The 24,514-nt window shown below is 66.1% G+C and carries 22 protein-coding genes; 9 read left to right on the plus strand and 13 right to left on the minus strand.

Annotated elements, in window-relative coordinates:
* Positions 1-3: 3 nt before the first annotated feature.
* The 5 genes from AC1RNQ_RS06685 to AC1RNQ_RS06705 are packed head-to-tail and all read right to left on the minus strand — an operon-like array spanning position 4 to position 4,730.
* Positions 4-405 (minus strand): c-type cytochrome, encoded by a 402-nt coding sequence (locus AC1RNQ_RS06685; protein ID WP_493169897.1) that lies wholly within the window; start codon positions 403-405, stop codon positions 4-6.
* Positions 402-1,169 (minus strand): SDR family NAD(P)-dependent oxidoreductase, encoded by a 768-nt coding sequence (locus tag AC1RNQ_RS06690; protein ID WP_493169898.1) that lies wholly within the window; start codon positions 1,167-1,169, stop codon positions 402-404. Before AC1RNQ_RS06690 ends, AC1RNQ_RS06685 begins: the two co-directional genes overlap by 4 nt.
* Positions 1,166-2,686, minus strand: coding sequence for an FAD-binding oxidoreductase (locus AC1RNQ_RS06695; protein WP_493169899.1), 1,521 nt, complete (start codon positions 2,684-2,686; stop codon positions 1,166-1,168). The genes AC1RNQ_RS06690 and AC1RNQ_RS06695 overlap by 4 nt, the downstream gene beginning before the upstream one ends.
* Entirely contained in the window at positions 2,683-3,852 is a 1,170-nt protein-coding gene (locus tag AC1RNQ_RS06700) for an MFS transporter (RefSeq protein ID WP_493169901.1), read from the minus strand. Before AC1RNQ_RS06700 ends, AC1RNQ_RS06695 begins: the two co-directional genes overlap by 4 nt.
* Before the next feature lie 8 nt (positions 3,853-3,860).
* Complete coding sequence (locus AC1RNQ_RS06705) at positions 3,861-4,730, minus strand: SMP-30/gluconolactonase/LRE family protein (RefSeq protein ID WP_493169902.1); 870 nt, start codon at positions 4,728-4,730, stop codon at positions 3,861-3,863.
* 80 nt (positions 4,731-4,810) lie between these two features.
* Between AC1RNQ_RS06705 and AC1RNQ_RS06710 the strand changes: the two genes are divergently transcribed.
* A complete protein-coding gene (locus AC1RNQ_RS06710; RefSeq protein WP_493169904.1) occupies positions 4,811-5,389 on the plus strand; it encodes a TetR family transcriptional regulator in 579 nt (192 codons plus the stop codon).
* A 140-nt stretch (positions 5,390-5,529) separates the two neighbouring features.
* On the opposite strand, the gene AC1RNQ_RS06715 is transcribed toward AC1RNQ_RS06710, so the two are convergent.
* Entirely contained in the window at positions 5,530-5,949 is a 420-nt protein-coding gene (locus AC1RNQ_RS06715; protein ID WP_493169906.1) for a MarR family winged helix-turn-helix transcriptional regulator, read from the minus strand.
* A gap of 76 nt (positions 5,950-6,025) precedes the next feature.
* Here AC1RNQ_RS06715 and AC1RNQ_RS06720 point away from each other — a divergent pair, with 76 nt between their 5' ends.
* The 4 genes from AC1RNQ_RS06720 (at position 6,026) to AC1RNQ_RS06735 (ending at position 12,113) form a co-directional block, all read left to right on the plus strand.
* Positions 6,026-7,423: an aldehyde dehydrogenase gene (locus AC1RNQ_RS06720; RefSeq protein WP_493169908.1), complete on the plus strand. Its 1,398-nt coding sequence runs from the start codon at positions 6,026-6,028 to the stop codon at positions 7,421-7,423.
* Between the two features lie 14 nt (positions 7,424-7,437).
* Complete coding sequence (locus tag AC1RNQ_RS06725) at positions 7,438-8,280, plus strand: p-hydroxycinnamoyl CoA hydratase/lyase (RefSeq protein ID WP_493169910.1); 843 nt, start codon at positions 7,438-7,440, stop codon at positions 8,278-8,280.
* Between the two features lie 70 nt (positions 8,281-8,350).
* A complete protein-coding gene (locus AC1RNQ_RS06730) occupies positions 8,351-9,955 on the plus strand; it encodes an acyl-CoA dehydrogenase family protein (RefSeq protein ID WP_493169912.1) in 1,605 nt (534 codons plus the stop codon).
* A 40-nt stretch (positions 9,956-9,995) separates the two neighbouring features.
* A complete protein-coding gene (locus AC1RNQ_RS06735) occupies positions 9,996-12,113 on the plus strand; it encodes an acetate--CoA ligase family protein (protein WP_493169913.1) in 2,118 nt (705 codons plus the stop codon).
* Between the two features lie 118 nt (positions 12,114-12,231).
* Here AC1RNQ_RS06735 and AC1RNQ_RS06740 read toward each other — a convergent pair whose 3' ends face one another.
* Complete coding sequence (locus AC1RNQ_RS06740; RefSeq protein ID WP_493169915.1) at positions 12,232-13,536, minus strand: MFS transporter; 1,305 nt, start codon at positions 13,534-13,536, stop codon at positions 12,232-12,234.
* Between the two features lie 31 nt (positions 13,537-13,567).
* Complete coding sequence (locus tag AC1RNQ_RS06745) at positions 13,568-14,041, minus strand: Saro_0803 family transcriptional regulator (RefSeq protein ID WP_493169917.1); 474 nt, start codon at positions 14,039-14,041, stop codon at positions 13,568-13,570.
* Between the two features lie 58 nt (positions 14,042-14,099).
* On the opposite strand from AC1RNQ_RS06745, the gene AC1RNQ_RS06750 reads away from it, so the two are divergent.
* Positions 14,100-15,569 (plus strand): lignostilbene-alpha,beta-dioxygenase, encoded by a 1,470-nt coding sequence (locus AC1RNQ_RS06750; protein ID WP_493169918.1) that lies wholly within the window; start codon positions 14,100-14,102, stop codon positions 15,567-15,569.
* 24 nt (positions 15,570-15,593) lie between these two features.
* Here the strand turns inward: AC1RNQ_RS06750 and AC1RNQ_RS06755 are convergent, their stop codons facing one another.
* From AC1RNQ_RS06755 to AC1RNQ_RS06775, 5 genes are read right to left on the minus strand one after another with little or no spacing between them, the layout of a single operon-like run.
* Complete coding sequence (locus tag AC1RNQ_RS06755; protein WP_493169920.1) at positions 15,594-17,177, minus strand: MFS transporter; 1,584 nt, start codon at positions 17,175-17,177, stop codon at positions 15,594-15,596.
* 32 nt (positions 17,178-17,209) lie between these two features.
* Complete coding sequence (locus AC1RNQ_RS06760) at positions 17,210-18,079, minus strand: SDR family oxidoreductase (RefSeq protein WP_493169921.1); 870 nt, start codon at positions 18,077-18,079, stop codon at positions 17,210-17,212.
* Positions 18,080-18,105: 26 nt separating this feature from the next.
* Positions 18,106-19,161, minus strand: a complete 1,056-nt coding sequence (locus AC1RNQ_RS06765; RefSeq protein ID WP_493169923.1) for an amidohydrolase family protein — start codon at positions 19,159-19,161, stop codon at positions 18,106-18,108.
* A 4-nt stretch (positions 19,162-19,165) separates the two neighbouring features.
* Positions 19,166-20,596 (minus strand): NAD-dependent succinate-semialdehyde dehydrogenase, encoded by a 1,431-nt coding sequence (locus AC1RNQ_RS06770; RefSeq protein WP_493169925.1) that lies wholly within the window; start codon positions 20,594-20,596, stop codon positions 19,166-19,168.
* Positions 20,597-20,627: 31 nt separating this feature from the next.
* Complete coding sequence (locus AC1RNQ_RS06775; RefSeq protein ID WP_493169927.1) at positions 20,628-22,025, minus strand: MFS transporter; 1,398 nt, start codon at positions 22,023-22,025, stop codon at positions 20,628-20,630.
* Between the two features lie 106 nt (positions 22,026-22,131).
* Here AC1RNQ_RS06775 and AC1RNQ_RS06780 point away from each other — a divergent pair, with 106 nt between their 5' ends.
* Genes AC1RNQ_RS06780 through AC1RNQ_RS06790 form a run of 3 tightly spaced genes read left to right on the plus strand, consistent with a single transcriptional unit; the run spans position 22,132 to position 24,500 of the window.
* Positions 22,132-23,040, plus strand: coding sequence for an SDR family NAD(P)-dependent oxidoreductase (locus AC1RNQ_RS06780; RefSeq protein WP_493169929.1), 909 nt, complete (start codon positions 22,132-22,134; stop codon positions 23,038-23,040).
* Complete coding sequence (locus tag AC1RNQ_RS06785) at positions 23,037-23,582, plus strand: nuclear transport factor 2 family protein (RefSeq protein ID WP_493169931.1); 546 nt, start codon at positions 23,037-23,039, stop codon at positions 23,580-23,582. The genes AC1RNQ_RS06780 and AC1RNQ_RS06785 overlap by 4 nt, the downstream gene beginning before the upstream one ends.
* Before the next feature lie 15 nt (positions 23,583-23,597).
* Positions 23,598-24,500: an SDR family NAD(P)-dependent oxidoreductase gene (locus AC1RNQ_RS06790; protein ID WP_493169933.1), complete on the plus strand. Its 903-nt coding sequence runs from the start codon at positions 23,598-23,600 to the stop codon at positions 24,498-24,500.
* The last annotated feature ends 14 nt before the right edge of the window (positions 24,501-24,514 follow it).

Raw genomic sequence — 24,514 nt, forward strand, 5'->3', positions numbered from 1 at the left:
TGTTCAGGGAATGGTCTGGCCCGAAGCGGCCTTGGCCAGATAGTCTGCGATGCGCGCAAGCTGTTCGTCGCTGACTTCGCCGCGGCCGATCCGCGGCATATTGCCGATCCCCTGGCGCGCGGCGGTCGTCACATAATCGGCGGTCAAGTCGTCGCGGGTTTCGAGCATCGCCAACGCCGGATCCATCCGGCGCGCCAGGATGACAGTGCCCATCCCCGACTGGCGATGGCACATGCCGCATTTCTCGACGAACAGCGCGGCATCGGGCGACGTGGCCGTCCGGTCCTGAATCATCCCGCGGAAGGGATTGGCCACCTTCTCGTCACCGCCCTGTCGGGATTGCCTTTCGTCCGACGAACAGGCTGCCAGCAGAGCCGCGAGCGCCAGCGGAACCGCCCATTTCATGACAATGTCACTCCCCCGTCGAGCGTCAGCAGCGTGCCGACGCAATAACTGCCCGCATCCGATGCGAGGAACAGAATGGCGGCGGCGATTTCGTCGGCACACGCGACGCGTCCGATCGGGGCGGAGGCGGCAAGATGCGCGGCCAGGGCCGGATCGTCGAGCAACGGTTGCAGCATGGCGGTGCCGACCATGCCGGGGCAAACGGCGTTGACGCGAATATCCTCGTCGATCAGGTCGAGCGCGGCGGCCTTCGTCAGCCCCGCGACGCCATGTTTCGCGGCGACATAGGCCGGCATGCCCTTTGCCGCGACGATCGACGCGACCGACGCCGTGTTGACGATCGCGCCGCCGCCGCGCGCGCGCAGCGCCAGAACCTCGGCTTTCATCGCCAGAAACACGCCCGACAGATTGACGTCGATGATCCGCCGCCAGTCGTCGATCGCCACTTCGTCGAAGCGGCCGCCGATGGCGGACGGGATCCCGGCATTGTTGACCGCGATGTCGAGCCCGCCGAAGCGGTCGACGGCATGCGCGACCATGCCGGTGCAGTCGGCGAAGCTTGCCACATCGGCGCCGACCGCGCTCGCCACCCAGCCCGCGCTCGCCATCGCGGCTGCGGCGGCTTCGACACCCGCAAGGTTACGGTCGGCGAGAACGACGTTCGCGCCTTCCCTGCCGAATGCCTGCGCGGTCGCGAGTCCGATGCCGCTCGCCGCGCCGGTGACGAGGGCGGTCTTGCCGGCAAAGCGCCCTGCCCCGCTCACGGCCGCACCCCCTTCGGCCAGATGCCGCTCTTGCCCGGCGCAAGGATGCCGTTGGGGTCGAGCGCGTCCTTGACCCGCATATTCAGCCGGCGCAGCGCATGGTCGTTGAAGTCATAGCTGTCGGCGACAAGGTCCATATAGTCGATATGGGTGCGATATTCGCCATATTGGTGCGCGCTCGCATCGGCGACCAGCGCCCGGAACATCGCGTCGACGCGGCCCATCATGTCGGGATTATCCTTGTCGTAGAGCAGCTGGTTGACGTTGACGAGGCTGCGCTCGCTCATCGCGAAGCTGGCGTGATAATCCATGCCGAACTTGCGATAGAGCGCGTAGGTCCGCCTGAACTGGTCCATCGCCAGGTCGCCGCGCGGCGGCAGCACCGGCGAATAGCCGATATGCCCGCCGCGCCCGCCATGCCAGTTGGCGTTGGCGAGCGGAAAGGTCACCGGGACGCCGGTCACCGGCGATCCTTCGGACGGATCGCCGCGCTTCCACAGCGCCGGCCTTTTCGACTGGATCGGCTTTTTGTCGAAAGCGCGGTCGAGTATTTTCATCGAAGCCTCGACGACGTCGAGGTGGCCATAGAAGCGAACCTGCACGCTCCACCAGCCGATCCTGAACTTGTCGCGGATCGCCGCGACGACGCGTTCGTCCAGCGGCCCCTTGTCCTTGGTCCACTGATCGCGCGTCGTCATCACCGCCGCCGAGCGCAGCCAGTTACCGATGCTCGGCGATTGCTGGATCAGCCCTTGGCGCCGCAGCGGCATGATCGTGTCGATCGCCCAGCCGAGATCGTCGGGCTTGTCGAATTCATAGTCATAGCCCGCCACCGCTTCGGGTTCGGGCATCAGCCAGAGACCCAATTTGGTGACGATGCCGAAATTCGACTGGCAGAACATCGTATCCCAGCCCGGACCGAAGCCGTTGCGATACAGGTTCCAGGTCTTCGATCCCGCAAGCGCCCCCATCCCGGTGCGCACCAGATCGCCGTCGGGCAGCACCACCTCCAGCCCGCAGATGCGCGCCGCATGGTCGCCATAGCTGGTATAGCCGACGCCGCGGTCGAGCGCGTTGCCGGCGACCGAGCCCCAGCTGTTACCGGGAACCGACATCCAATAGGGCAGCTTGTTCGCCTGCAGATAATCGTAGAGGTCGAAAAAGCCGACGCCCGGTTCGACCAGCACAGTGCCGTTTTCGGCGTCGAACTCGATCGCCTTCATCCGCGACAGGTCGAGCACCACCGTGCCCTTCAGTACCGGCGCGGGCCCGCCATAGCCGAAATTCTTGCCGCGGCTGATCGGCCACAGCGGCACGCGGTAACGATTGGCGATGCGGACGAGTTCGCGCACTTCCTCGGCATTGGCCGGGGCGATCGCGCCCGCCGGCCGATGGGCTTCCTCGTCGGCCGCGAAATGGTCGCTATAGGCGAGGCGGTCGTCGTCGCGCGTCATCACCCACTGGCTGCCGATCGCAGCGGCAAAGGCGCGCCAGGCGCCGGGATCGAAACCCGTCATATGCTGGCCTCCTGCCGTGTGATGCGCACCACGCCCCAGGCGACCGGCAGCATCGCCGCGATCATCAGGGCGCCCAGATAATAGGGCCAATCGGACCCGAGCGTGTACAGCAGACCGAACAGCGGCGGCGCGACGATGCGCGATGCCGCGTTCGACGCCATGTTCAGGCCCATGACGCTCCCCTGGCGGTCGGCGGGCGTCCGGCGCGACACCAGCGCACCGGCGTTGGGGAATGCCAGGCTGTGGCCGGCCATCAGCAGCGCCATCAGCGCGACCGACGCAGCCGGATGCCGCAGCAGCGGGATGAGCAGCATCGCCGCAATCAGCAAGGCCAATCCGCCGGCGATCACTCGCGCTTCGCCGAAACGCGCGACCAGCGGGCCGATCATCAGCGCCTGCACCGTCAGCCCGGCACCGCCGACCGCGAGGAAGGTCAGCCCGACCTGATGCGCGGTCCAGCCGAAATTCCGCGCGCTCCACAATCCGAACACCGCCTCCATCGAGGCAAAGGCCGCGATGCCGCAGAAAGCGATCAGGAACAGGCGCCACAGGAGCGGCTGGCCGCGGACAAAGGCGATCGCCTCGCCATAGCCGGGCGCGGCACGGACGCTCGCCGCGACGGGCCGCGTCTCGGGCAGCGCGAAAAAGGCCCAGGCCGATGCGCAGGCCGCCAGCATCGCCGCGGCGAATATCGGTGGGTGAAACGCCCCCAGCCCGCCGCCGTCGCCCGCCAGCAACCCGCCGATCGCCGGGCCGGTCGCAAAGCCAAGATTGAAGGCCGCCCCGAAATAGCCCATGTTCCGCGCCCGTTCCTGCGGTGGCGTGATGTCGGCGATCACCCCCTGCACAACACCGAAAGTGCCGCTGAAAAAACCGCTGACGATGCGGATCAGCAGGGCGGCGGCGAGACTGGGTGCAAAGGCGAAAGCGACATAGCTGAGCGCCGCGCACGCGGTGGTCAGCACCAGCACCGGCTTGCGGCCAATGGCATCCGAACGCCGCCCCCAGAAAATCTCGCCGAACATGCTGCCGAAGGAATAGGCGGCGAACAGGCAGGCGATAGCGAAGGGCGAGACCTCGAACGCCCGGCCGTAGAAGGGCAGGAGCGGCAGGATCAGGCTGAACCCGGCGATGTTGAGGAACACCATCACCAAGAGCAGCGGCATCGGCCCCTTCATGCGCCGAACCGCGGTTCCGCAAGGCCGCGGATGCCCAGCCCCTCGATGACGAAGGTCGAGCCGTCGAGCGGTTCGGCCGGGCGGCCGAGAAAGGCCGGGCTGAGCGACGGCACATACAGAAGGTCCAGGTTCGGGCCGCCGAACATCACGCTTCCCGGCAGCTTTACCGGCATGTCGATCAGCCGGTCGATACGGCCGTCAGGGGCAAACCGGACGAGCTTGCCGCCTTCGCAGATCGCGCTCCACACATGGCCGTCGGCATCGACCGTCGCGCCATCGGGTATGCCGCCGAGGTCCTCGGTGCTCGCAAAAGCGCGGCGGTTCGACACGGTGCCCGCCGCAACGTCATAATCATAGGCATAGATCAGCTTGCGGATGCTGTCGGCGTGGTAAAATATCCTGTCGTCGGGCGACCAGCACGGTCCGTTGGACAGAAAGATGTCGTCGTCGATCGCGCGCAATGCCGCAGCGCCGGGGTCGAGCGCATACAGCTTGCCGCGCGCTTCCTTCATCCCGCGGTCGCTCGATCCGACGACGAAGCGTCCGCGACGGTCGACCTTGCCGTCGGCAAGCTGGACCTGGTCGTCGAGGTCGGGGCTGGTCGCGAGCGGGGTGCATTCGCCGCTGTCGAAATCGAGTCGATGAACGCCGCCGGCCAGCGCCACAATGGCATGCCCGTCGGCCGCGACCGCCATCGACCCGATGATGTCGGGCACGTCCCAGCTGCGCACCACACCGCTCGCCGGGTCGAGCCGGTGAACCTTGCGGCCCAGGATGTCGATCCAGAACAGCGCCTGCAAGGCCACGTCCCACACCGGCCCCTCGCCTACCATGCATGGCGGCACGTCCAACCGGCGTATCTCCACGACCCTCTCCCTGTCCATCAGTCTAACACTGTAAGATTACAGTGTTAGACAAGCGCCGCGAATTGGTCAATGGGAGTATGATGGAAGACCGAAAACTGAGCCGCGACCTGATCATCGCCGAGGCCCTGCTGTTGTTGCAGGAAGAGGGGGTGGACGGGCTGAGCCTGCGCCGGCTGGCGAAGCGGCTGGGGGTGCAGGCGCCGTCGCTTTACTGGCACGTACCCGATAAAAATGCGCTGCTCGGCGGCATGATGGAGGCGGTGTTCGGCCGGGTCATCGGCGCGGTTCCCGCCGAGCCGGATTGGCGCAGCTGGATGCGAAGCTTTGGCCTGATCCTGTGGCAAACCCAATATGAAGTGCGCGATTTCAGTCGCCTGATCGCGACCACGGAAATCGACGAGACCCAGTTCGAACGCACCGCCGCGCTGATTCGCACCCGGCTGGAAGGGCTGGACCTGCCGCCCGACGAGGCGGTGCAGTTGCAGTCCGCCGTCCAGGCGCTGATGACCGGATGGTCGACCTTCGCCCATGTGCCTTACGCCCGCCTGCTCGCGGAATTGTTCGACCTCGATTCGATTGCGCTGAAAAGCCTCGACGCATTGATCGCGGGATGGCCGTACCGCAAAACCCCAGCCGCCACGGATCAGGTCGGACCCTAGGTTGTATCGACATTCAGTTCAGGGTGAGTCGAAAATGGTGATTTTTCGTGACCCGGAGCGCAGCGTACTTCTGTACGTGAGCACCGGAAGCACGGGAAATCGCCATTTGCAGGCCGCCATGGGCTGAATGTCGATACAACCTAGCCGCGCTCGCCCCAAAGATGGCGCAAGATCGGTACCAGATGAGGCTGGAGTTCCACCGGCACACGCTCGACCAGCTTCGCCTCGAAGGCGCGTACGATCGCCCATGCCCGCTCCAGCATCCGATCCCCGGCAGGCGACAGCGACAGCGCCTGCGACCGCCCGTCGACCCGCTCGCGCAGCAGCCACCCCCGTCCTTCGATCCGGGCGATCAAGCCGACCATGTTGGCGCGCTGGATTCCCAGCATGCGCGCAGCGTCGCTCTGCGTGACGCCGGGGTTCGCGCCGATCAGGATCAGCAAGGATACGTCGGTATGATTGACGTCGATCTCAGCCAGCCGCTGGTTCAGATCCGCCAGCGCCGAAGCCGATGCGCGCCGCAATAGATAGCCGGGCAAGGCGGAAAGTGGATCCTGCATGATCGCTGCCTAGCAAATGCTATTGCTCATAGCAATCTGCATCGTTATAGGGTATAGCAATCAAGGAGAGGATCGGATGGAATTCGAGCGAATCAACCCGCTGACGGGGAACATTGCATCGACCGCGACGGCGATGCAGCCGTCCGATATTCCGGCCATCGCCGCGCGCGCCGCGGCCGCCTTTCCCGCCTGGGCCGCGATGGGCCCCAACGCCCGCCGCGCCGTGTTGATGAAGGCCGCGGCCGCGCTCGAGGCACGCGCCGACGCATTCGTCGAGGCGATGATGGGCGAGATCGGCGCCACGAAAGGCTGGGCGCTGTTCAACCTTGGTCTCGCCGCGTCGATGGTGCGCGAGGCGGCGGCGCTGACCACCCAGATCGCGGGCGAAGTGATCCCGTCGGACAAGCCCGGCTGCCTCGCCATGGCGCTCAAGGAGCCGGTCGGCGTCATCCTCGGCATCGCGCCATGGAACGCGCCGATCATCCTCGGCGTGCGCGCCATCGCCGTCCCGCTCGCCTGCGGCAACAGCGTGATCCTGAAGGCCAGCGAAAGCTGCCCGCGCACGCATGAACTGATCGTCGAAGCCTTTGCCGAGGCGGGCTTTCCCGACGGGGTCGTCAATATCGTCACCAACGCGCCCGCCGATGCCGGCGAGGTCGTCGGCGCGCTGATCGATGCGCCCGAGGTCAAGCGGATCAACTTCACCGGATCGACCGCGGTCGGCAAGATCATTGCGCGGCGCGCCGCCGACCATCTGAAACCCTGCCTGCTCGAACTCGGCGGCAAGGCGCCGCTGATCGTCCTCGCCGACGCCGACCTCGACGAGGCGGTCAAAGCCGCCGCCTTCGGCGCCTTCATGAACCAGGGCCAGATCTGCATGTCGACCGAACGGATCATCGTCGTCGATGCGATCGCCGACGCCTTTGCCGGGAAATTCGCCGCCAAGGCACAGTCGCTGGCGACCGGGGACCCGCGCGAGGGCAGGACGCCGCTCGGTGCGGTCGTCGACCGAAAGACGGTCGATCACGTCAACAGCCTGATCGCCGACGCGCTGGCCAAAGGCGCGGCGCTGCTGAGCGGCGGCCCGGCCGACAGCGTGCTGATGCCCGCGACGGTGGTCGACGGCGTGACCGACGCGATGGCGATCTATCGCGACGAAAGCTTTGGCCCTGTCGTCGCAATGATCCGCGCCCGCGACGAAGACGATGCGATCCGTATCGCCAACGACAGCGCCTATGGCCTGTCGGCCGCGGTCTTCACCCGCGATACCGCGCGCGGCCTGGGCGTCGCGCGGCAGATCCGGTCGGGCATCTGCCATGTCAACGGCCCCACCGTGCACGACGAGGCGCAGATGCCCTTCGGCGGTGTCGGCGCATCGGGATACGGCCGCTTTGGCGGCCGGCAGGGCATCGACAGCTTCACCGAAACCCGCTGGATCACGATCGAGACCCAGCCGGGCCATTTCCCCATCTAATCGAAGGACAATCCATGACCAGCGAACGCACCGAAGAAGAAACCGTCGCCTTCACCGTCGAAAACGGCATCGCCTGGGTCCGTTTCAACCGGCCCGAAAAGCGCAATTGCATGAGCCCCAAGCTCAACCGCCAGATGAAGCGCGTGATCGAGGACCTGGAATTCCGCGACGATGTGAAGGTGCTTGTGCTGGCCGGCGAAGGCGAAGCCTGGTCGGCGGGCATGGACCTCAAGGAATATTTCCGCGAGACCGAGCAGCAGGGCCTGAGCGCCATCCGCAAGGCCCAGCGCGAGGCGTACAGCTGGTGGGAACGGCTGCGCTGGTATGAAAAGCCGACGATCGCGATGGTGGGCGGCTGGTGCTTCGGCGGCGGCTATGGTCCGCTCTTCGCATGCGACATCGCGGTCGCGGCGGAGGATGCGCAGTTCGGCCTGTCCGAAATCAACTGGGGCATCCTGCCCGGCGGCGGCGCGTCGAAGGTCGTCGCCGACCTGATGCCGCTGCGCAAGGCGATCTATCATGCGATGATGGGCGAAAATCTGACCGGCATCCAGGCCGCCGAACAGGGGCTGGTGACCGAGGCGGTCCCCGCCGACCGGTTGCGGGCGCGCGTGCTGGAAATCGCCGAGGCGCTGGCCAAGAAGGACGGCCACGCGCTGCGCGCGACCAAATGGGCGGTGCGCCGGATGACCGAAATGACCTATGACAATGCCGAGGATTATCTGATCCGCGCGCAGGAGGCGCTGCACAATTTCGGCGGGGTCGAGGCGCGCCACGAAGCGACCCGCCAGTTCCTCGACGAAAAATCCTTCAAGCCCGGTCTCGGCACTTTCGACACCAGCAAGATCAAGCGCTGACAGGACAGACGCCGCCATGGTGACCGCCACGCTTTCCCACCATGTGGTGGCGCTGACCCGGAGCGGGTCGGTGGACGCGCTCCGTGGCACCGATCCCTCCGCCGGCGAGATCGAAGAGATGCTGCGTTCGGCGGAGGCGTTCGCACAGCGCTGGCTGGTGCCGCTCAACGCCGAGGGCGACCGGATCGGCAGCCGGCTGGTAAATGGGCGGGTGACGACGCCGGCCAGCCACAAGCCGGCGTGGCGGGCTTACCGCGACGACGGCTGGCTGTTGATCGACGCCGATCCGGCGCATGGCGGCATGGGCCTGCCGACAGGCGTGGCGTCGGCGGTGCAGGAAATCTTCGACCGAGCCTGCCCCGCCTTCGGGATGATGCCGGTGCCGATCCGCGCCGGATCGCGGCTGCTCGCCGCTTTTGGCAGCGCCGAACAGCAGGCCGAATGGCTGCCCAGGCTCGCGAGCGGCGACTGGGGCGCGACGATCTGCATCTCCGAACCCGACGCCGGGTCCGACGTGCGCCGCATCCGCACATCGGCGCGGCCCTCCGCCGACGGACGCTGGTCGATCGAGGGTGAGAAATGCTGGATCAGCTTTGGCGACCAGGATCTGACCGATCGTATCGGCCATTTCCTGCTCGCCAAGACCGGCGCCGACCGGATCAGCCTGTTCCTCGTTCCCGACCGCTTCGGCGCGACACGCAACCGCATCGTCGTGCGCCGCGTCGAGGAGAAGCTGGGCCTCCACCTCTCGCCAACCTGCGCGCTGGGTTTCGAGGGCGCGACGGGCTTCCTGCTCGGCGAGGAGGGGCGCGGGCTGCAGCAATTGTTCGTGATGATCCGCCACATGCGGCTGGCGACCGCGGTGCAGGGCGCGGGCATCGCGGCGCAAAGCTATAGGGCCGCGAAAGCCTATGCCGCCGAGCGCCGTCAGGGCGGCAGCGGCCCGCAGCCCGTCCCCATCGAAGCCCATGCCGACATTCAGCGGCAATTGCTGTCGATGGCGGCGCGGCTCGAATGCCTGCGCGGCCTGATCCAGATCGCAGCCAAGCATATTGACCGCGCCGACCGCACCGACGACCCCGAACAGCGCGCCCATTCGGCCGCGCTCACCGCGTGGCTGCTTCCGATCGTCAAGACGATGGGCGGCGAAACCGGCTTTGGCGTCGCCAGCGATGCGATCCAGATCTTGGGCGGCGCGGGCTACACAAAGGAATGGCCGGTCGAACAGGGCCTGCGCGACGCCCGCGTTTTGACGATCTTCGAAGGCACGACCGGCATCCAGGCGCAGGACCTGCTGTTCCGGCAGCTGCGCAGGGACGGCGGCGCGCCCTATCGCGCCTTTCTGACCGAAGCGCGCTGCGAGGCGGAGAATTGCCCGCCGCTTGCCGAGGCACTCGATTGCCTGGAACAGACGACCGCGCGGTTGACGCACCCCGGCCATGACGCGCGCGCGGCCGAGTGGAGCGCAACCGGCTATCTGGCGCTCGCGTCCGCAGTCGCGGCCGGCTGGATCGCGGCGGCGCTGTTGCGGACGGCCGGCGACGATGCTGCGGCGCGGCATTTGCGCGCCGCGGGCGCCGACATGATCGACGATATGCTGCGCCGATTGCCCTATCTGGAGCAGGCCGCCCTTGCCGATGCCCCCGATCCGGCGCGGTTCGACGCGCTGATATGACCCCGCGGTCCCGCCCGCGAACAGAGGAAAAACCAAAGCCATGACCGACCCGACCAACAGCCTGCCCGCCAAATCGATCGATCGCCTGCTCCGCCCGACATCGGTCGCGATCGTCGGCGCATCGGCGACGCCGGGCGCGCTGGGATCGACGGTGCTGGCCAATCTCGAACGGCAGGGCTTTGCCGGCGACATCCACCTCATCAACCCGAAGCGCCCGACGATCGGGTCGCGCCAGGCGCTCGGCGCCATCGACGAACTGCCCGGCGGCGTCGATGTGGCGGTGCTCGCCATACCCCGCGCCGCGGTGCTGGGCAGCATCCGCGCGCTCGCGGCGCGCGGCGTCGGGTCGGCGATCATCTTTTCGGCGGGCTTTGCCGAGGGCGGCGAAGAGGGTCTGGCCGAACAGCGCGAGATCGCGCGCATCGCCGACCAGCATGGCATGGTGATCGAAGGACCGAATTGCCTCGGCCTCGTCAATTATATCGACATGATCCCGCTGACCTTCGTCGAAACCCCGTCGGCGCCGCTCGGCGATCGTCAGGGCGTCGCGATCGTATCGCAGAGCGGCGCGATGGCCGCCGTGCTCGCCGGGACGCTCTTTTCGCGCGGGATCGGCGTTTCCTATTCGATCTCGACCGGCAACGAGGCCGCGAGCGGGGTCGAGGATTATGTCGACTATCTGATCGCCGATGCCCGGACCAAGGTCATCGCGATGATCGTCGAACAATTCCGTCAGCCGCAGCGCTTTCTGGCGCTGGCGAAAAAGGCGCGCGCGGCGGGCAAGCCGATCGTGCTGCTGCACCCCGGCAAGAGCAGCGCGGCGCGCGAATCCGCCGCCACCCACACCGGCGCGATGGCGGGCGATTATGCGCTGATGCGGGTGAAGGTCGAGCGCGCCGGCGTGCTCGTGGCCGACACGCTGGAGGAGCTGGGCGATACCGTCGACATCATCGCGACCTGCGGCGCCGTGCCCACGGGCGGCGCCGCGGTGTTGACCGAGTCGGGGGCGTTCAAGGCGCTCACGCTCGACCTGTGCGAAGAGGTGGGCCTGCCGCTGCCCGTCGTCGGCGATCACGATGCCCCGGCGCTGCGCGCGGCGCTGCCGCCGTTCGTGCCGGTGTCGAACCCGGTCGACCTGACCGCGCAGGCGCTGGTCGATCCCGATCTGTATCGCCGCGCGCTCGCGGCGCTGCTCGGCGACGACCGCTTCGGCAGCGTCGTCTTTGCGATCATCCAGACAGACACGGCAACCTGCGACCTCAAATTCCCGCCGATCATCGAGGCGATCCGGACATTGCAGCCCGCAAAGCCCGTCGTCTTTGCCGGGATGGACGATGGCGCGCCGGTTCCGGAGGGCTATATCGCGGCGCTGCGCGCGCTCAATGTTCCCTATTTCCCGACCCCCGACCGGGTGTTCCGTGCGCTGGCACAACTGGACCGTTTCGCCGCGCGCGATTCCGATATTGCGGCGCCTGCCGCCGTGTCGATCGCGCTGCCTGCGGCCGGTGTGGTTCCCGAATATCGTGCGAAGGAACTGCTCGCGCCCCTGGCCATCCCCTTCCCCTCCGCACGCCTCGCGCGCACGGTCGCTGAGGCGCAGGCGATCGCGGCCGAGCTTGGCTATCCCGTGGTGCTCAAGGCGCAGTCGCCCGCCCTCTCGCACAAGAGCGACGCCGGCGGGGTGATCGTCGGCGTCGGAGACGAGGATGCGATCGCGGCGGGCTGGGCAAGGATGCAGGCGAGCGTTGCCGCATATAGCCCTGGGCTTGTGCTCGACGGCATCTTGGTTGAGGCGATGGGGGCACGCGGGCTGGAGCTCATCATCGGAGCGAAGAATGATCCCGATTGGGGACCGATCATCCTCGCCGGTTTTGGCGGGGTTCAGGCCGAGATATTGAAGGATGTGCGCCTGCTGCCGACCGACCTGACGCGCGGCGCGATCATCGACGAGCTTCACGCGCTCAAGAGCGGGGCGCTGCTCCAGGGCTTTCGCGGATCGCCCGCGATGGACGTGGGAGCCGTGGCGGACATCGTGCTGGCACTCGGCGCCGTGCTGGCGGCCGGTCCCGCGATCCGCGAGATCGACCTCAACCCCGTCGTCGTCTATCCCGACGGCGAAGGCGCGGTCGCGCTCGATGCGCTGATGTTGATCGGCTGAGCTTCGGCGCCGCCGCTGGAGCGTTTTTTAATCAGGTGGAATCACCTGATGACTCAGAAAACGGGACAAAGCAAAAACTTAGAGCGGTTGATCCGGTGCAACCGGATCGGAAACCGCTCTAATCGGCGGCGCGCTCCTTCAGCATCAGCAGCGCGATCGCGGCGAGCAGCGAGCCGAAGCCCATGCACAGCGCGACGGTCTGCAAGCCGAACCCCGCCGCGAACAAATAGCCCGCAAGCACCGGCGCGAGCGCCGCGCCGCCGCGCCCGACCCCGATCGCAAAGCCGGTCCCCGTCGCGCGGACATGGGTGGGGAAGACCTTGGCGAACAGCGAATAGAGGCCGACGATCGCGCTGTTGGTGAAGAAGCCGGTCGCCGCGACCATCATCGACAGGCGCGCCAGATCGTCGGCGCCCGAACCGAACCAGAAGATCATGCCCGACGAGACGACCAGCGCGATCATCGTCAGCGGCTTCAGGCCGAAACGGATCGCCAGCATCCCGAAAATCGCGCCGCCTGTCGCGCCGCCGACATTCGCCCAGGTCAGCACGCCGGCCGCGGCTCTCGGCTCGAACCCCATATCGACGACGATCTTGGGCACCCATTTCAGGATGAAATAGAAGCTGGTGATATGCGCGAAATAGGCAAAGGTGATGAGCAACGTCGTCGCAATCAGCGCCGGTTTGAAAATGTCGGCGATCGACTTTTTCGGCGCGCCCTCGACTTCGTCCGACAGCGCCGCGACCGCCGCATGGCCAAAGCGGAGCAGCGTCTTGTTGACGCGCTGCAACGCGCCCTCGGGCCGCCTGCGATCGAGGAAGGCCGGGGTTTCGGGGACGAAGAACCAGACGAGCGGAATGAAGGCCGCGGTCGCCCACGCGCCGAACGAGAAGACGTCCCGCCAACTGCCGGTGGCGAGCAGTTGCTGCACCACCAACCCGCCGATCACGCCGCCGAGCGGGTAGCCGATCACCATCAGCGACATGGCAAGACTGCGATAGCGGTTGTTCGAGAATTCCGCCGCCGCGGCGTTGATCGCCGCGAGCATGCCGCCGATGCCGAGCCCCGTCAGCAGCCGCCAGCCCAGCAGCTCGTTCACACTGGCCGCGACGCCCGCGAAATGCATGCCGATCGTCATCGCGACGAGGCACCCCAGCATCGTCGGACGGCGACCGACCTTGTCGGCAACCCCGCCGAGCAGCACCGATCCCACCGCCATGCCGAGCAGTTCCATCGACAGGATCCAGCCGAGGATGCTTTGATCGACGCCCCATTCCCTGGCGATGCCGGGGGACGCAAAGCTGATCGACAGCACGTCGAAACCATCGAGGCCGTTGAGCCCGACCGTGATCGCGACCGCCAGCCATTGCCAGGCGTGCATCGGACCATCGTCGATCGCCGATTTCGGATTGGCCCCGGCCATCACATCTCTCCCGTTCGTTCTTCTTTTTCGTTCACTCGTGAATGCGGCTCAGCATCTCGATCAACTGGCCGACTTCCTTGTCGGTGAACCGGCCTTTCAGCCAGCTCTCATGATCCTGGATCGCGGACTTCGCTTGCCGCAGCGCCGCGCGTCCTTCGTCGGTCAGGTTCAGCGTCTGCTTGCGCCCGTCGTGCGGCGATTTGCCGCGCACCAGATAGGATCGCGCCTGCAGCCGGTTGACGATTGCCATCGTCGTGGCGCGGTCCATGCGCATGCGCTGCGCCAGATCGGTCTGGGCGATGTCGGGATGGTCGTCGATCAGCCACAGCACCGATACCTGTTTCTGGGTCAGCTCGACATGTTCGAACGTCTCGGTGAAATGCCGATACACGGCGCCGTGCGCGAGCCGGATATGAAAGCCGACGATATTGCGGATCTCACCGATATCCTCGTCGCCTTCGACATGCGGCGTCGTTGGCACCAGCGTTTCTTTTTTCCTTGTCATCGGCTCCCCTTGCGGTGATTGTTAGTAGAACATACAAGTTATGTCGAGAGGCTGCATCATGGCACATTTTCCGGCAACGCCGAGCTTTACTGGTTTCAACACGCCGTCGCGGATCGAAGCGGATATATCCGATCTGGCGCATCAGGGAAGCATTCCGCCCGAGCTCGACGGGGCCTTTTTTCGCGTCCAGCCCGATCCGCAATATCCGCCGCGGCTGGGCGACGACATCGCCTTCAACGGCGACGGCATGATCACGCGGTTCCATTTTCATGACGGCCAGTGCGATTTCCGGCAGCGCTGGGCAAAGACCGACAAATGGAAACTGGAGCATGACGCGGGCGCCGGGCTGTTCGGCGCCTATCGCAACCCGCTGACCGACGACGACAGGGTGCAGGGCAAGATCCGCGGCACCGCCAACACCAACGCCTGGATCCATGGCGGCAAGCTCTATGCGCTGAAGGAAGACAGCCCGGCGCTGGTCATGGACCCCGCGACGATGGAGACGCTGGGCTATACCTGGTTCAACGGCAAGATGACCGGCCAGACCTTTACCGCGCATCCGAAAATCGACCCGGCGACCGGCAATATGATCGCCTTTGGTTATGCCGCGTCGGGCCTGTGCAGCGACGATTGCACCTATTACGAGGTCACGCCCGAGGGCGAGTTGATCCACGAAATCTGGTTCAAGGCGCCCTATTACAACATGATGCATGATTTCGCGATCACCGAGGATTATGCGCTGTTCCACATCGTCCCGTCGATCGGCAGCTGGGACCGGCTGGAAAAGGGGCTGCCGCATTTCGGGTTCGACACAAGTTTGCCCGTATATCTGGGCGTGCTGCCGCGCCGGGCCGGCGCGAGCGCCGACGACATCCGCTGGTTCAAGCGCGACAATTGCTTTGCCAGCCATGTGATGAACGCCTTTCAGGAAGGGTCGAAAATCCACTTCGACACGCCCGAGGCGAAGAACAATATGTTTCCCTTCTTCCCCGACGTCGATGGCGCGCCCTTCGATCCGGTCGCGGCGTCGAGCTATCTCACGCGCTGGACCGTCGACATGGCGTCGAACGGCGACGGTTTTGCCGCGATCACCCGGCTGACCGAGACGGTCGGCGAATTTCCGCGCATCGACGACCGCTTCGCCGGCCTGCCCTATCGCTATGGCTGGATGCTCGAGATGGACATGCGCCGCCCCTGCGAGCTGCGCGGCGGCAGCGCGGCGGGGATGCTGATGAACTGCCTGTTCCTGAAAGACCATAAGACGGGTGCGGAGCAGCATTGGTGGTGCGGGCCGGTCTCGTCGCTGCAGGAGCCCTGCTTCATCCCGCGCGCGAAGGACGCGCCCGAGGGCGACGGCTGGATCGTGCAGGTCTGCAACCGGCTGGAGGAAGCGCGCAGCGACCTGTTGCTGTTCGACGCGCTCGCCGTCGAAAAAGGACCGATCGCGACGATCAACATCCCCATCCGGCTGCGCTTCGGCCTGCACGGCAACTGGGCCGACGCCGACGCGATCGGGTTGGCGGCCTGACGCCGCTCCCCCCGCAATGCGCCGCTATATCGGCTCGCCTGCCGCGCGTGCGCGGTCGAGCAGTCCCGCTTCGTCGCGGCGCACCCGGCGCGCCAGCAGGATCAGCAGCACGACGATGACCGGCGCCACCCAATTGATCGAGAGGATCGCGGGCGCCAGGCGGCCGCCCCTGGCATCGGCGATCATGCCGACCAGATAGGGCCCGATGCCAAGGCCGAGGATCGTCGTCAGCATCAGGTAAAGGCTGGTCATCACCCCGCGCATCCGCGGCAGCACCTGATCGTACATCACCGCATAAAGCGGCGGCAGCCAACCGGTCAGCACGATGCTGTAGAGCAGGAAGCGGCCGTAAAAGCTGGCCGCATCCTCCGCCGCATAGACCCATAGCGCGATCAGCGGCGACAGGCCGAGCGAGAAGAGCGTCACCCAGATGCGTCCGCTGCCCGGAAAGCGGCGGTTGATGCGGTCCGACAATGGCCCGGCGATCATCGGCCCGGCAATGCCGATACCGGCCGAGAGCAGCCCGAATTTCAGCCCGACCTCGGTCGGCGACAGCGAAAATTCCTTCATCAGGAAGGACGGCGTGAAACCCATCACGCCATAATTGATCATCGTCTGAAGGGCGCCGATGCCCATCGCCATGATCAGCGCCGGCGAGCGCGAAATAACCGCAAAGGCCGGTTTGTCGGCGAGGCTCAATCCCTGCAGCAGGTTGAAGATCACGAACAGGCCAAAGCCGACGACGCTCCACTGAAGCACGTGCGGATCGAGCGCCAGTCCGCCGATCTCGAGCGGCGGACGTGGCGAAAAACGCTGCGCCGCCGAGATGGCGGCAACCATTGCAGCGACGATCAGCAGCAATACCGCGATGTTGAGCAGCCACTGACGCGGCGTCGCCTTGCGGCCGTAGAGGCTGATCCAGTTGAGCCCCGGCGTCACCGACCCCAGGATGGCGGCGCTGGCGCGAAAAGGCGCCCGATCGTGCGCCGTCGGGATGCCGTCCATCACGCCGCGTTCCGGCTCGCGCAACCGCCACAGCAAGATCGCGAGCAGGAAACCCGGTGCGGCGGCGACCAGAAAGGCGAACTGCCAGCCGCGCAGACTGGAACCCGGCTGGGTCTGGTTCCACCAGTCGGCGGCATAGCCGCCGAGGATCGACGATCCGCCCAGCCCGACGGCGATCGCGGCGGCGAGCACCGCCATGACGAAGCCGCGCCGCTCGCGCGGCCAATAATCATAGACCAGCGAGGTTCCTGCCGGCTGGGTCGCCGCCTCGCCGATCCCCACGCCAAGCCGCGACAGGGCCAGCATGGCAAAGCCGTTGGCAAAGGCGGCAAAGCCCGTCGCCAGCGACCAGAAAGCCAGGCTGATCGCGAGCAACCGGTTGCGGAACCAGCCATCGGCCAGCCGCCCGAGCGGCAGCGAGAAGAGCGCATAGAATAGCGCAAAGACGGTGCCGTAGAGCAGCCCCATTTCGGCGTTGCCGATCGCCAGATCGTCTTTGATCTGCGGCGCCAAAATCGCCAATATGTTGCGATCGAGCAAGCTGAGCGCGTTTGTCAGCGCGACGAGGGCAAGCGCATATTTCGCGCCGGCCGGAACGCGCATGCCGACAGGTTGCTGCGGATCCACCGCCGCCATCAAGCGGCCAGCGCCGCGGCGATGGCGGCCGAATAGCTGGTGGTCGGCCGACCCGTCAGGCGACCGATCGTCCGGCTGTCGTCGAACAGGGCCTCGCTCGCCGCCGATGCGCTCGATTGCGCGATCATCGCCGCGACCGGGGGCGGCAGGCCGGCGCCTTCGAGCGCCGCGGCATAATCGGCTTCGGCCATGTCCCGATAGACGACGGGCTTGCCCGACTGCCTGGCGATCTCGGCGGCGAAATCGGCCATGGTGAAGGCGGTGTCGCCCGCCAGTTCATAAGTTTTGCCGTCATGTTCGCCGCCGCCCGCGAGCACCGCCGCAGCCGCTGCTGCCAGATCGGCGCGGGTTGCCGCCGCGATCCGGCCCGCGCCGGAACTGCCCATCATGACGCCGAACTGCAGCGCGGGTGCGATGCCGCCCACATAATTTTCCATATACCAACTGTTGCGGAGCAGCGCGAAGGCCAGTCCGCTGGCGCGCAGCGCAGCCTCGGTCTGGCGATGCTCCTCGGCCAGGCCGATGGGGCTCGTATCGGCATGCAGCACGCTCGTATAGGCGACGAAGCCGACCCCGGCTTCGCGCGCGGCATCGATGACAGCGCGGTGCTGGGCCACCCGCTGGCCCACCGCGTTGCCCGAGATCAACAGCAACCGATCGACGCCGGCCAGTGCGGGGACAAGACCTTCGGGTGCATCATAGTCGGCCGCACGGACCGCGACGCCCAAGGCCGCGAGATCGGCCGCGTTCGCCGGGTCGCGCACCAATGCGACGATCCGCGAGCCCAACCCTTGTTCGACCAGTTGGCCGATGACAAGGCGCCCCAATTGGCCGGTCGCTCCGGTAATGCCGATCATGTTCGTCCCCATCGTCTCTCTCCCTGGTTCGTCGCGGTTCACAATCCGAACCAGCGTTCGGCGTTGGTCTGGAAAAACTTCTTTTTGAGATCGGGGGCCATGTCCATATCGTCCATCGCCCGGACCTCGTCGGCGACATATTGATAGGGATAATCCATCGCGTACATGACCCGGTCTTCGCCAACGACCTGCTGCGCGAACTTGATCGCGGGCTCCCACGCCATGCCCGAATTGGTGACCAGGACGTTCGAGCGCATATACCCCGCGATCGTCTTGTTTAGCGGCTTCATCCGCGCATAGCGGTTCGCGCGCACCCCGGCCTGGTGCATGAAATCGAGCCGGTAGAGCCAATAGGGCAAGGCCTCGCCCATATGACCCACCATGATCTGCAGATCGGGATAGCGGTCGAAGATGCCGATGGTGATGAGCCGCAGCAAATGCATGCCCGTCTCGACGCCGAAGCCGAAAATCGCGCCGTCGAGCCCCGCCTCGAGCATCGGGTCGATCATGCTGTCGGGCGGCGTCGAAGGATGGATATAAAGCGGCTGGCCGGTATCGGCGAGGGCGCGGAAGATCGGGTCATATTTGGGATCGTCGAGATATTCGCCCTGCGTATGGCTGTTGATCTGGACGCCCTTGAAGCCGAGTTCGGCTGCGCCGCGCCGGATTTCGGCGGCCGACCAGTCGGGATCCTGCGGCGCCACCGCGGTCATGCCGATAAAGCGGTCGGGATGCGCGGCGCAGGCGTCGGCGAGCCGGTCGTTGGCGTTCGCCGCGATCCGTTTTGCCTCGGCCAAATCGAGCATCGGCTGCACCCCCGGCGAGGTCAGCGCGAGCACCGCCCGGTCGATCCCGGTTTCGTCCATGTGGCGCAGCCGCTGGTCGCCAAGATCGAGCAGCCGGTCCATGATCTGCGTCGCGCGCTCCGACGGCGAGGTCGCGTAAAAGCCCCACAGCGACACCATGCCCTTGTCGGCGGTGCCGTCGCGGACCATCCGCAGGAAGACGTCGATCTGTTCCTGCGTGGCAAAGGCTTCTTCGGTCGCGATCCGCAGATAGCCCCGATCTCCGCCGGTTTTCAGTTCGTGGGTCATATCGTCATCCCTCATGAATCGCTTTGAGCACCATGCACGCCATCAGCCCTTCGGTGCCGTCCTCATGCCCGTGGCCCGACCATTTGACCCCGCCGAAGGGGGCATCGGCGCCGCCGATCATCGTCGTGTTGACGCCGACCATGCCGGCCTCGACCGCGCGCGCGACGCGGCGCTGCCGTTCGGCATCCGTCGTCCAGATATAGGCGGCGAGCCCGTAGGGCAGCCGGTTGGCCTCGGCGACCATCGCCGCCTCGTCGGCAAAGGCGTTGATCAGCGCGACCGGGCCGAAGGGTTCCTCGGTCATGATCGCGCAATCGAGGGGCACATCGGACAGCACCGTCGGGGCATAGAAAAAGCCGCGGTTGCCTGTCCGCTGGCCGCCGCAACCCAGCGCGGCGCCGTTCGCGACCGCTTCGCCGACCAGCCGGTCCATCGTCTCGGGCCGCCGCGGATTGGCCATCGGCCCCATCTGGACCCCGTCTTCCAGGCCGTTGCCCACGGGAATTTTCGATGCGCGCGCGACGAAGCCGTCGCGGAAGCGCTCGAAAATTCCCGCTTCGACCAGAAAACGCGTCGGCGACACGCACACCTGCCCCGCGTTGCGATATTTGTGCGGCACGACCGTATCGAGCACCCGATCGACATCGACATCGTCGAACACCAGCACCGGTCCGTGCCCGCCCAGCTCCATCGTCGTGCGCTTGCAATCGTCCGCCGCCAGCTTGGCGAGATGCTTGCCGACCGTCGTCGAGCCGGTGAAGCTGAGCTTGCGGATGATCGGCGAGGCGAGCAGGTGACGCGATACTTCGTCGGGGACGCCGAACACGATCTGGCCGACATCGCCCGGCAGCCCGGCGTCGAGCAGGCATTGCAGGACCGCGAGCGCCGACGCGGGCGCCTCTTCGGGCGGCTTCAGGATCACCGAACAGCCCGCGGCAATCGGTGCGCCGAGCTTGCGCCCGGGATTGCCGATCGGGAAATTCCACGGTGCGAAGGCCGCGACGGGGCCGACGGGTTCATAGGTGACGGTCGATCGCATCCCGGCGGGGCGAACGAGCTGACGCCCATATACGCGCTGGCACTCGCCGGCGTAGAATTGGAACAGGCCGACGTTCATCATCACCTCGATGCGCGTTTCGGCCAGCGTCTTGCCCTGCTCCAGCGTGGCGATGCGCGCGATCGCCTCCTTGCGTTCGAGCATCAACTGCGCCGCGCGGGTCAGCACGGCGGCGCGTTCGGCGGCGGGGGTGCGCTGCCAACGGACGAAACCGCGCTGCGCCGCCGCGAGCGCACGATCGAGGTCGGCCGCGCCGGCAAGCGGCAGTTCGCCGATTATCTCCTCGGTCGCCGGGTTGACGACGCGATGGACGCGGCGGTCGCCGGCAGCAACGCGCTCGCCGTCGATCAGCATGTGGAGCGAGGGATAATCGGTCATATTCGGTTCCGTTTCAAATCATCGGGGCGGGTCATTGGCCCAGCGCTTCGAGCCTGGCGACTTCCTCGCCATAGGGGCGGATCGCCTTGAACATCAGGAAAGTAGCGAGCGGCAGCAGCGTCCCCGCAGTCATCAGCAGCGCGCGCCACAGCTGCGCCGGATCGCCGACGACATATTCGGCGACAAGGCCGATGACGAAGCTGCCCATCGCGCCGAAAAAGGTGAACATGAACAGATAGAAGGCGGTCACCTGCCCGCGCATCGCATTGGGCGCGACGCGCTGGATCGCGGCATTCTGCGGCACCGCCCCCGCCATGCCGAACATCCCGGCAAAGCCGAAAGCGATGAGCGACCCCCACGCGCTGGGCATCAGCACCGCGGTAATCGTGCTGACCGTCGTACCGGCGAAGAAGAGGCACGCGGCGCGGACATTGGCATCCTTGTACCGCTTTGCCAGCCATTCGACGAAGACCCCGCCCAGCGCCAATCCGGACAGCGACGCGACCAGCACCGTCAGGCTGAGCGCCGCGCCGATTTGCGCTTCGTTCCAGCCGAAGGTGCGAATCAGGAACGGTACGCGCCAGAATTGCAGCCCGAAAACTTCGACCGCGCTGAGCGCCAGCGCGCCGAACAGCGGGTAGTAGACGCGCCCGTTGGCATGGATCGCCTTCGCCGCGTCCCACCCCATGAAGGTGACGATCTGGCGGCCAAGCGAGACGCCGGTCGGGGGCTGCGGCGCGTCGGCTGCGGGAGCAAGCCGACCGGGTTCGCGGATGGTCAGGAACAGGCCCGCCACGAGCAGCGAGGGCAGCCCGAGGAAGAGTAGGATCCATTGCCAGCCCAGGATGCGCAGCCCCATCACCTCGCTCGCGCTCCAGCCCGCCGCCGCGACGACCAGCATGCCGCCGATCACCGGCCCCAACGTCGTGCCGCCGATGAAGCCGAATTGCAGCAGCGCAAAGGCGCGCGTCAGTTTTTGCGGCGGAAAGGCGTCGGCGAGCAATGAGTATGAGGCGGGGGCGTGCGCCGATCCGCCCGCCGCCAGGAAGACGCGGCTGGCGACGAACTGGCCGAAATTCTGCGCCAGTCCGCCCAGCGAAATGATGACCCCGACGATCCCCGCCCCTGCCGCCAGCACATATTTGCGCGGATAGATGTCGGCCAGGCGCGCCATCGGGATGCCGATGAAGAAATAGCAGATGATGCTCGCCGGCCCGGCCAGGAACCCCAATTGCGCGTCGTTCAATCCGAAATCGGCCTTGATGCGTTCGGCGAGCATCCCGAACAGCACGGCATCGAAAAAGGTCAGGAAAGTCGCCAGCACGATGACGAACAAGGCCCAATAGGCCGCGCCCGACGACGGCCAGACCCGCTCGCCGCTGGCGATGGCCGGGTTCGCGCACGTGGCAACGGGAGACCCACCTGCCATCAACCTCTCCTCTCTCACAATCGCTTTACAACGATCATTTTGTATGTGTTAGATACAATCCTGTTCGCGAGCACTTGTCCAGCGCTTTGTGACGGGAGAGGAAAAAATGCAGAATCTCGAAAGGAAAACCGCCTTCATAACGGGCGGTGCCTCGGGCATCGGGCTGGGAATCGCCAAGGCGTTGCTCGGTGCCGGCATGAATATCGTCGTCGCCGACATCCGCGACGACCATCTGGCCGATGCGGCGAGCGAACTGGGCCACCCCGAACGGGTGCTGACCGTCAAGCTCGACGTCACCGACCGGGCCGGGTTCGCCGCCGCCGCCGATGCCGCCGAGGCGCGGTTCGGCAAGATCCACCTGCTCTGCAACAATGCCGGGGTCGCCGTCGTCGGCCCGACCGCGATCGCCACATTCGCCGACTGGGACTGGGTGATGGGGGTCAATCTGGGCGGCACGATCAACGGGATCGTCACGATCCTGCCGCGCATCCAGCACCATGGCGAAGGCGGCCATATCGTCAACACCGCGTCGATGTCGGGGCTGGTCCCGGTCGGCGGCACAACCATCTATTCCACCGGCAAGGCCGCCGTCATTTCGATGATCGAATGCATGCGGTCCGAACTGGAGCCGCAAGGCATCATCTGTTCGGCCTTCTGTCCCGGAGCGGTCCAGTCGAACATCGCCGAGGCGGGCGAGACGCGGCCGGCGGACCTTGCCGACAGCGGCTATGCCGAGGCCGACAAAAGGCGGCGCGAGGGCGGCAACTTCTTCCACCTCTACCAGACCAAGGAAGAGGTCGGCGAGCGGGTGCTGCGCGGCATTTTGAACGACGAGCTCTATATCCTGACCCACAGCGAATTCCTGCAAGGCGTGCGCCGGCGAGGAGACGCGACCACCGCCGCCGTTCCGGCGCATCTGCCCGAGAATGCGGAATATAAACAGACGTTCGCGATGCTGTTCGAAAACCCCATCCACGCCGCGGAAATCGCCCGGCAGGAAGGGTTGAAGCCATGAAGCTGCATCGTCTTGTCCTGGCCCTCGCGGCTGCGCTTTTGGCCGTTCCGGCGCTGGCCGACCCCGCTTATGACACGAACTATGCCCGCGACCGGGCCGAAATCGAGGATCTGCAGGCACGCTACATGTTCGCGCTCGACTGGTTCGACGCCGATGCCTATGCCGCCACCTTCACCGAAGACGGCACGCTCGACTGGGCGCGCGGCACGGTGACGGGACGCGACGCCATCCGCGAGGAAGTGCGCGGGATGCGCGCCCAACTTGCGCCCTATTACGGCGACGACGGATCGGGCAAGCCGGTCACGCTGCGCCATTTCATCACCAATATTTCGATCAGCGTGGACGGCGATACCGCGACCGGGCGGTCCTATTGGTTCGAAGTCGCCAATAACGGCCCGGGCCATACCCCGAAGATCGGCGGCTTTGGCCATTATGAGGATGAATTGCGCCGGGTCGATGGCCGCTGGCTGTTTGCCAGCCGCAAAATCTTTAACCAGCAGCTGGAGGGACGGTCCGCCGCACCCGAAAATCCGGTGAAGTAGAAGCAGGATTGTGACATGATCAATTTCTCGGGACGCACGGCCTTTGTCACCGGCGGCGCCAACGGCATCGGCATCGGGCTGGTCCGCGCATTGCTCGCCGAAGGATGCAAGGTCGCGATGGCCGACATTCGCCAGGACGCGATCGACGTCGCGCTGAAGTCGCTCGACAACCAGATGGTGATGGGGGTGCAGGTCGATGTGTCGTCGCGCGACGGCATGGCGGCGGCGGCCGACGCGGTCGAGGAACGCTTCGGACCGGTCAGCCTGCTGTTCAACAACGCCGGCATCAACCTGTTCCAGCCGATCGAAGAATCGAGCTATTCGGACTGGGACTGGGTGATGGGGGTCAATCTGCACGGCCCGATCAACGGCGTGATGACCTTTGTCCCGCGGATGATCGCGGCGGGCAATGGCGGCTATATCGTCAACACCGCATCGATGGCGGGCTGGCTCGCCAGCGGGTCGCCGGGGATATATAATACGACCAAATTCGCGGTGCGCGGGATGAGCGAAAGCCTGCGTTCCAGCCTGGCCCCGCACGGCATCGGCGTATCGATCCTGTGCCCGGGCCTGGTCAAATCGCATATCTTTGCCAGCGACGAGGTGCGCCCGCCCGAACTGATGGCGGGCGCGAAGCCCGTCGATACCGCGCATGTCGAACGGCTCGCCGGGGTGCATGAATTCGGCATGGAGCCCGACGTCATCGCGGCGCGGGTACTGGACGCGATGCGCGAGAACCGCGCCTATATCTTTTCGCACCCCGAACACCGCGAAGAGGTCGCCGAATTGTTCGCCGAATATCTGGCCGACTACCGCGACTATCCCGAAGATCCCGGCTATGATCAGCGGGTCGGGTTCGAAGCGTTTCGCCGCAAGAGTTACAAGGATGCGCGCGACGCGGCCCGGAACGCAACCTGAAAGGAGGCGGTGTC

Source organism: Sphingopyxis sp. GW821-FHT12F08 (genome assembly GCF_058806755.1).

Coding starts and splice junctions, on each gene's coding strand:
- AC1RNQ_RS06685 (WP_493169897.1), bottom strand. CDS start 405: ATGAAATGGGCGGTTCCGCTGGCGCTCGCGGCTCTGCTGGCAGCCTGT.
- AC1RNQ_RS06695 (WP_493169899.1), bottom strand. CDS start 2,686: ATGACGGGTTTCGATCCCGGCGCCTGGCGCGCCTTTGCCGCTGCGATC.
- AC1RNQ_RS06700 (WP_493169901.1), bottom strand. CDS start 3,852: ATGCCGCTGCTCTTGGTGATGGTGTTCCTCAACATCGCCGGGTTCAGC.
- AC1RNQ_RS06710 (WP_493169904.1), top strand. CDS start 4,811: ATGGAAGACCGAAAACTGAGCCGCGACCTGATCATCGCCGAGGCCCTG.
- AC1RNQ_RS06715 (WP_493169906.1), bottom strand. CDS start 5,949: ATGCAGGATCCACTTTCCGCCTTGCCCGGCTATCTATTGCGGCGCGCA.
- AC1RNQ_RS06720 (WP_493169908.1), top strand. CDS start 6,026: ATGGAATTCGAGCGAATCAACCCGCTGACGGGGAACATTGCATCGACC.
- AC1RNQ_RS06725 (WP_493169910.1), top strand. CDS start 7,438: ATGACCAGCGAACGCACCGAAGAAGAAACCGTCGCCTTCACCGTCGAA.
- AC1RNQ_RS06735 (WP_493169913.1), top strand. CDS start 9,996: ATGACCGACCCGACCAACAGCCTGCCCGCCAAATCGATCGATCGCCTG.
- AC1RNQ_RS06740 (WP_493169915.1), bottom strand. CDS start 13,536: ATGGCCGGGGCCAATCCGAAATCGGCGATCGACGATGGTCCGATGCAC.
- AC1RNQ_RS06745 (WP_493169917.1), bottom strand. CDS start 14,041: ATGACAAGGAAAAAAGAAACGCTGGTGCCAACGACGCCGCATGTCGAA.
- AC1RNQ_RS06750 (WP_493169918.1), top strand. CDS start 14,100: ATGGCACATTTTCCGGCAACGCCGAGCTTTACTGGTTTCAACACGCCG.
- AC1RNQ_RS06755 (WP_493169920.1), bottom strand. CDS start 17,177: ATGCGCGTTCCGGCCGGCGCGAAATATGCGCTTGCCCTCGTCGCGCTG.
- AC1RNQ_RS06760 (WP_493169921.1), bottom strand. CDS start 18,079: ATGGGGACGAACATGATCGGCATTACCGGAGCGACCGGCCAATTGGGG.
- AC1RNQ_RS06765 (WP_493169923.1), bottom strand. CDS start 19,161: ATGACCCACGAACTGAAAACCGGCGGAGATCGGGGCTATCTGCGGATC.
- AC1RNQ_RS06770 (WP_493169925.1), bottom strand. CDS start 20,596: ATGACCGATTATCCCTCGCTCCACATGCTGATCGACGGCGAGCGCGTT.
- AC1RNQ_RS06775 (WP_493169927.1), bottom strand. CDS start 22,025: ATGGCAGGTGGGTCTCCCGTTGCCACGTGCGCGAACCCGGCCATCGCC.
- AC1RNQ_RS06780 (WP_493169929.1), top strand. CDS start 22,132: ATGCAGAATCTCGAAAGGAAAACCGCCTTCATAACGGGCGGTGCCTCG.
- AC1RNQ_RS06785 (WP_493169931.1), top strand. CDS start 23,037: ATGAAGCTGCATCGTCTTGTCCTGGCCCTCGCGGCTGCGCTTTTGGCC.
- AC1RNQ_RS06790 (WP_493169933.1), top strand. CDS start 23,598: ATGATCAATTTCTCGGGACGCACGGCCTTTGTCACCGGCGGCGCCAAC.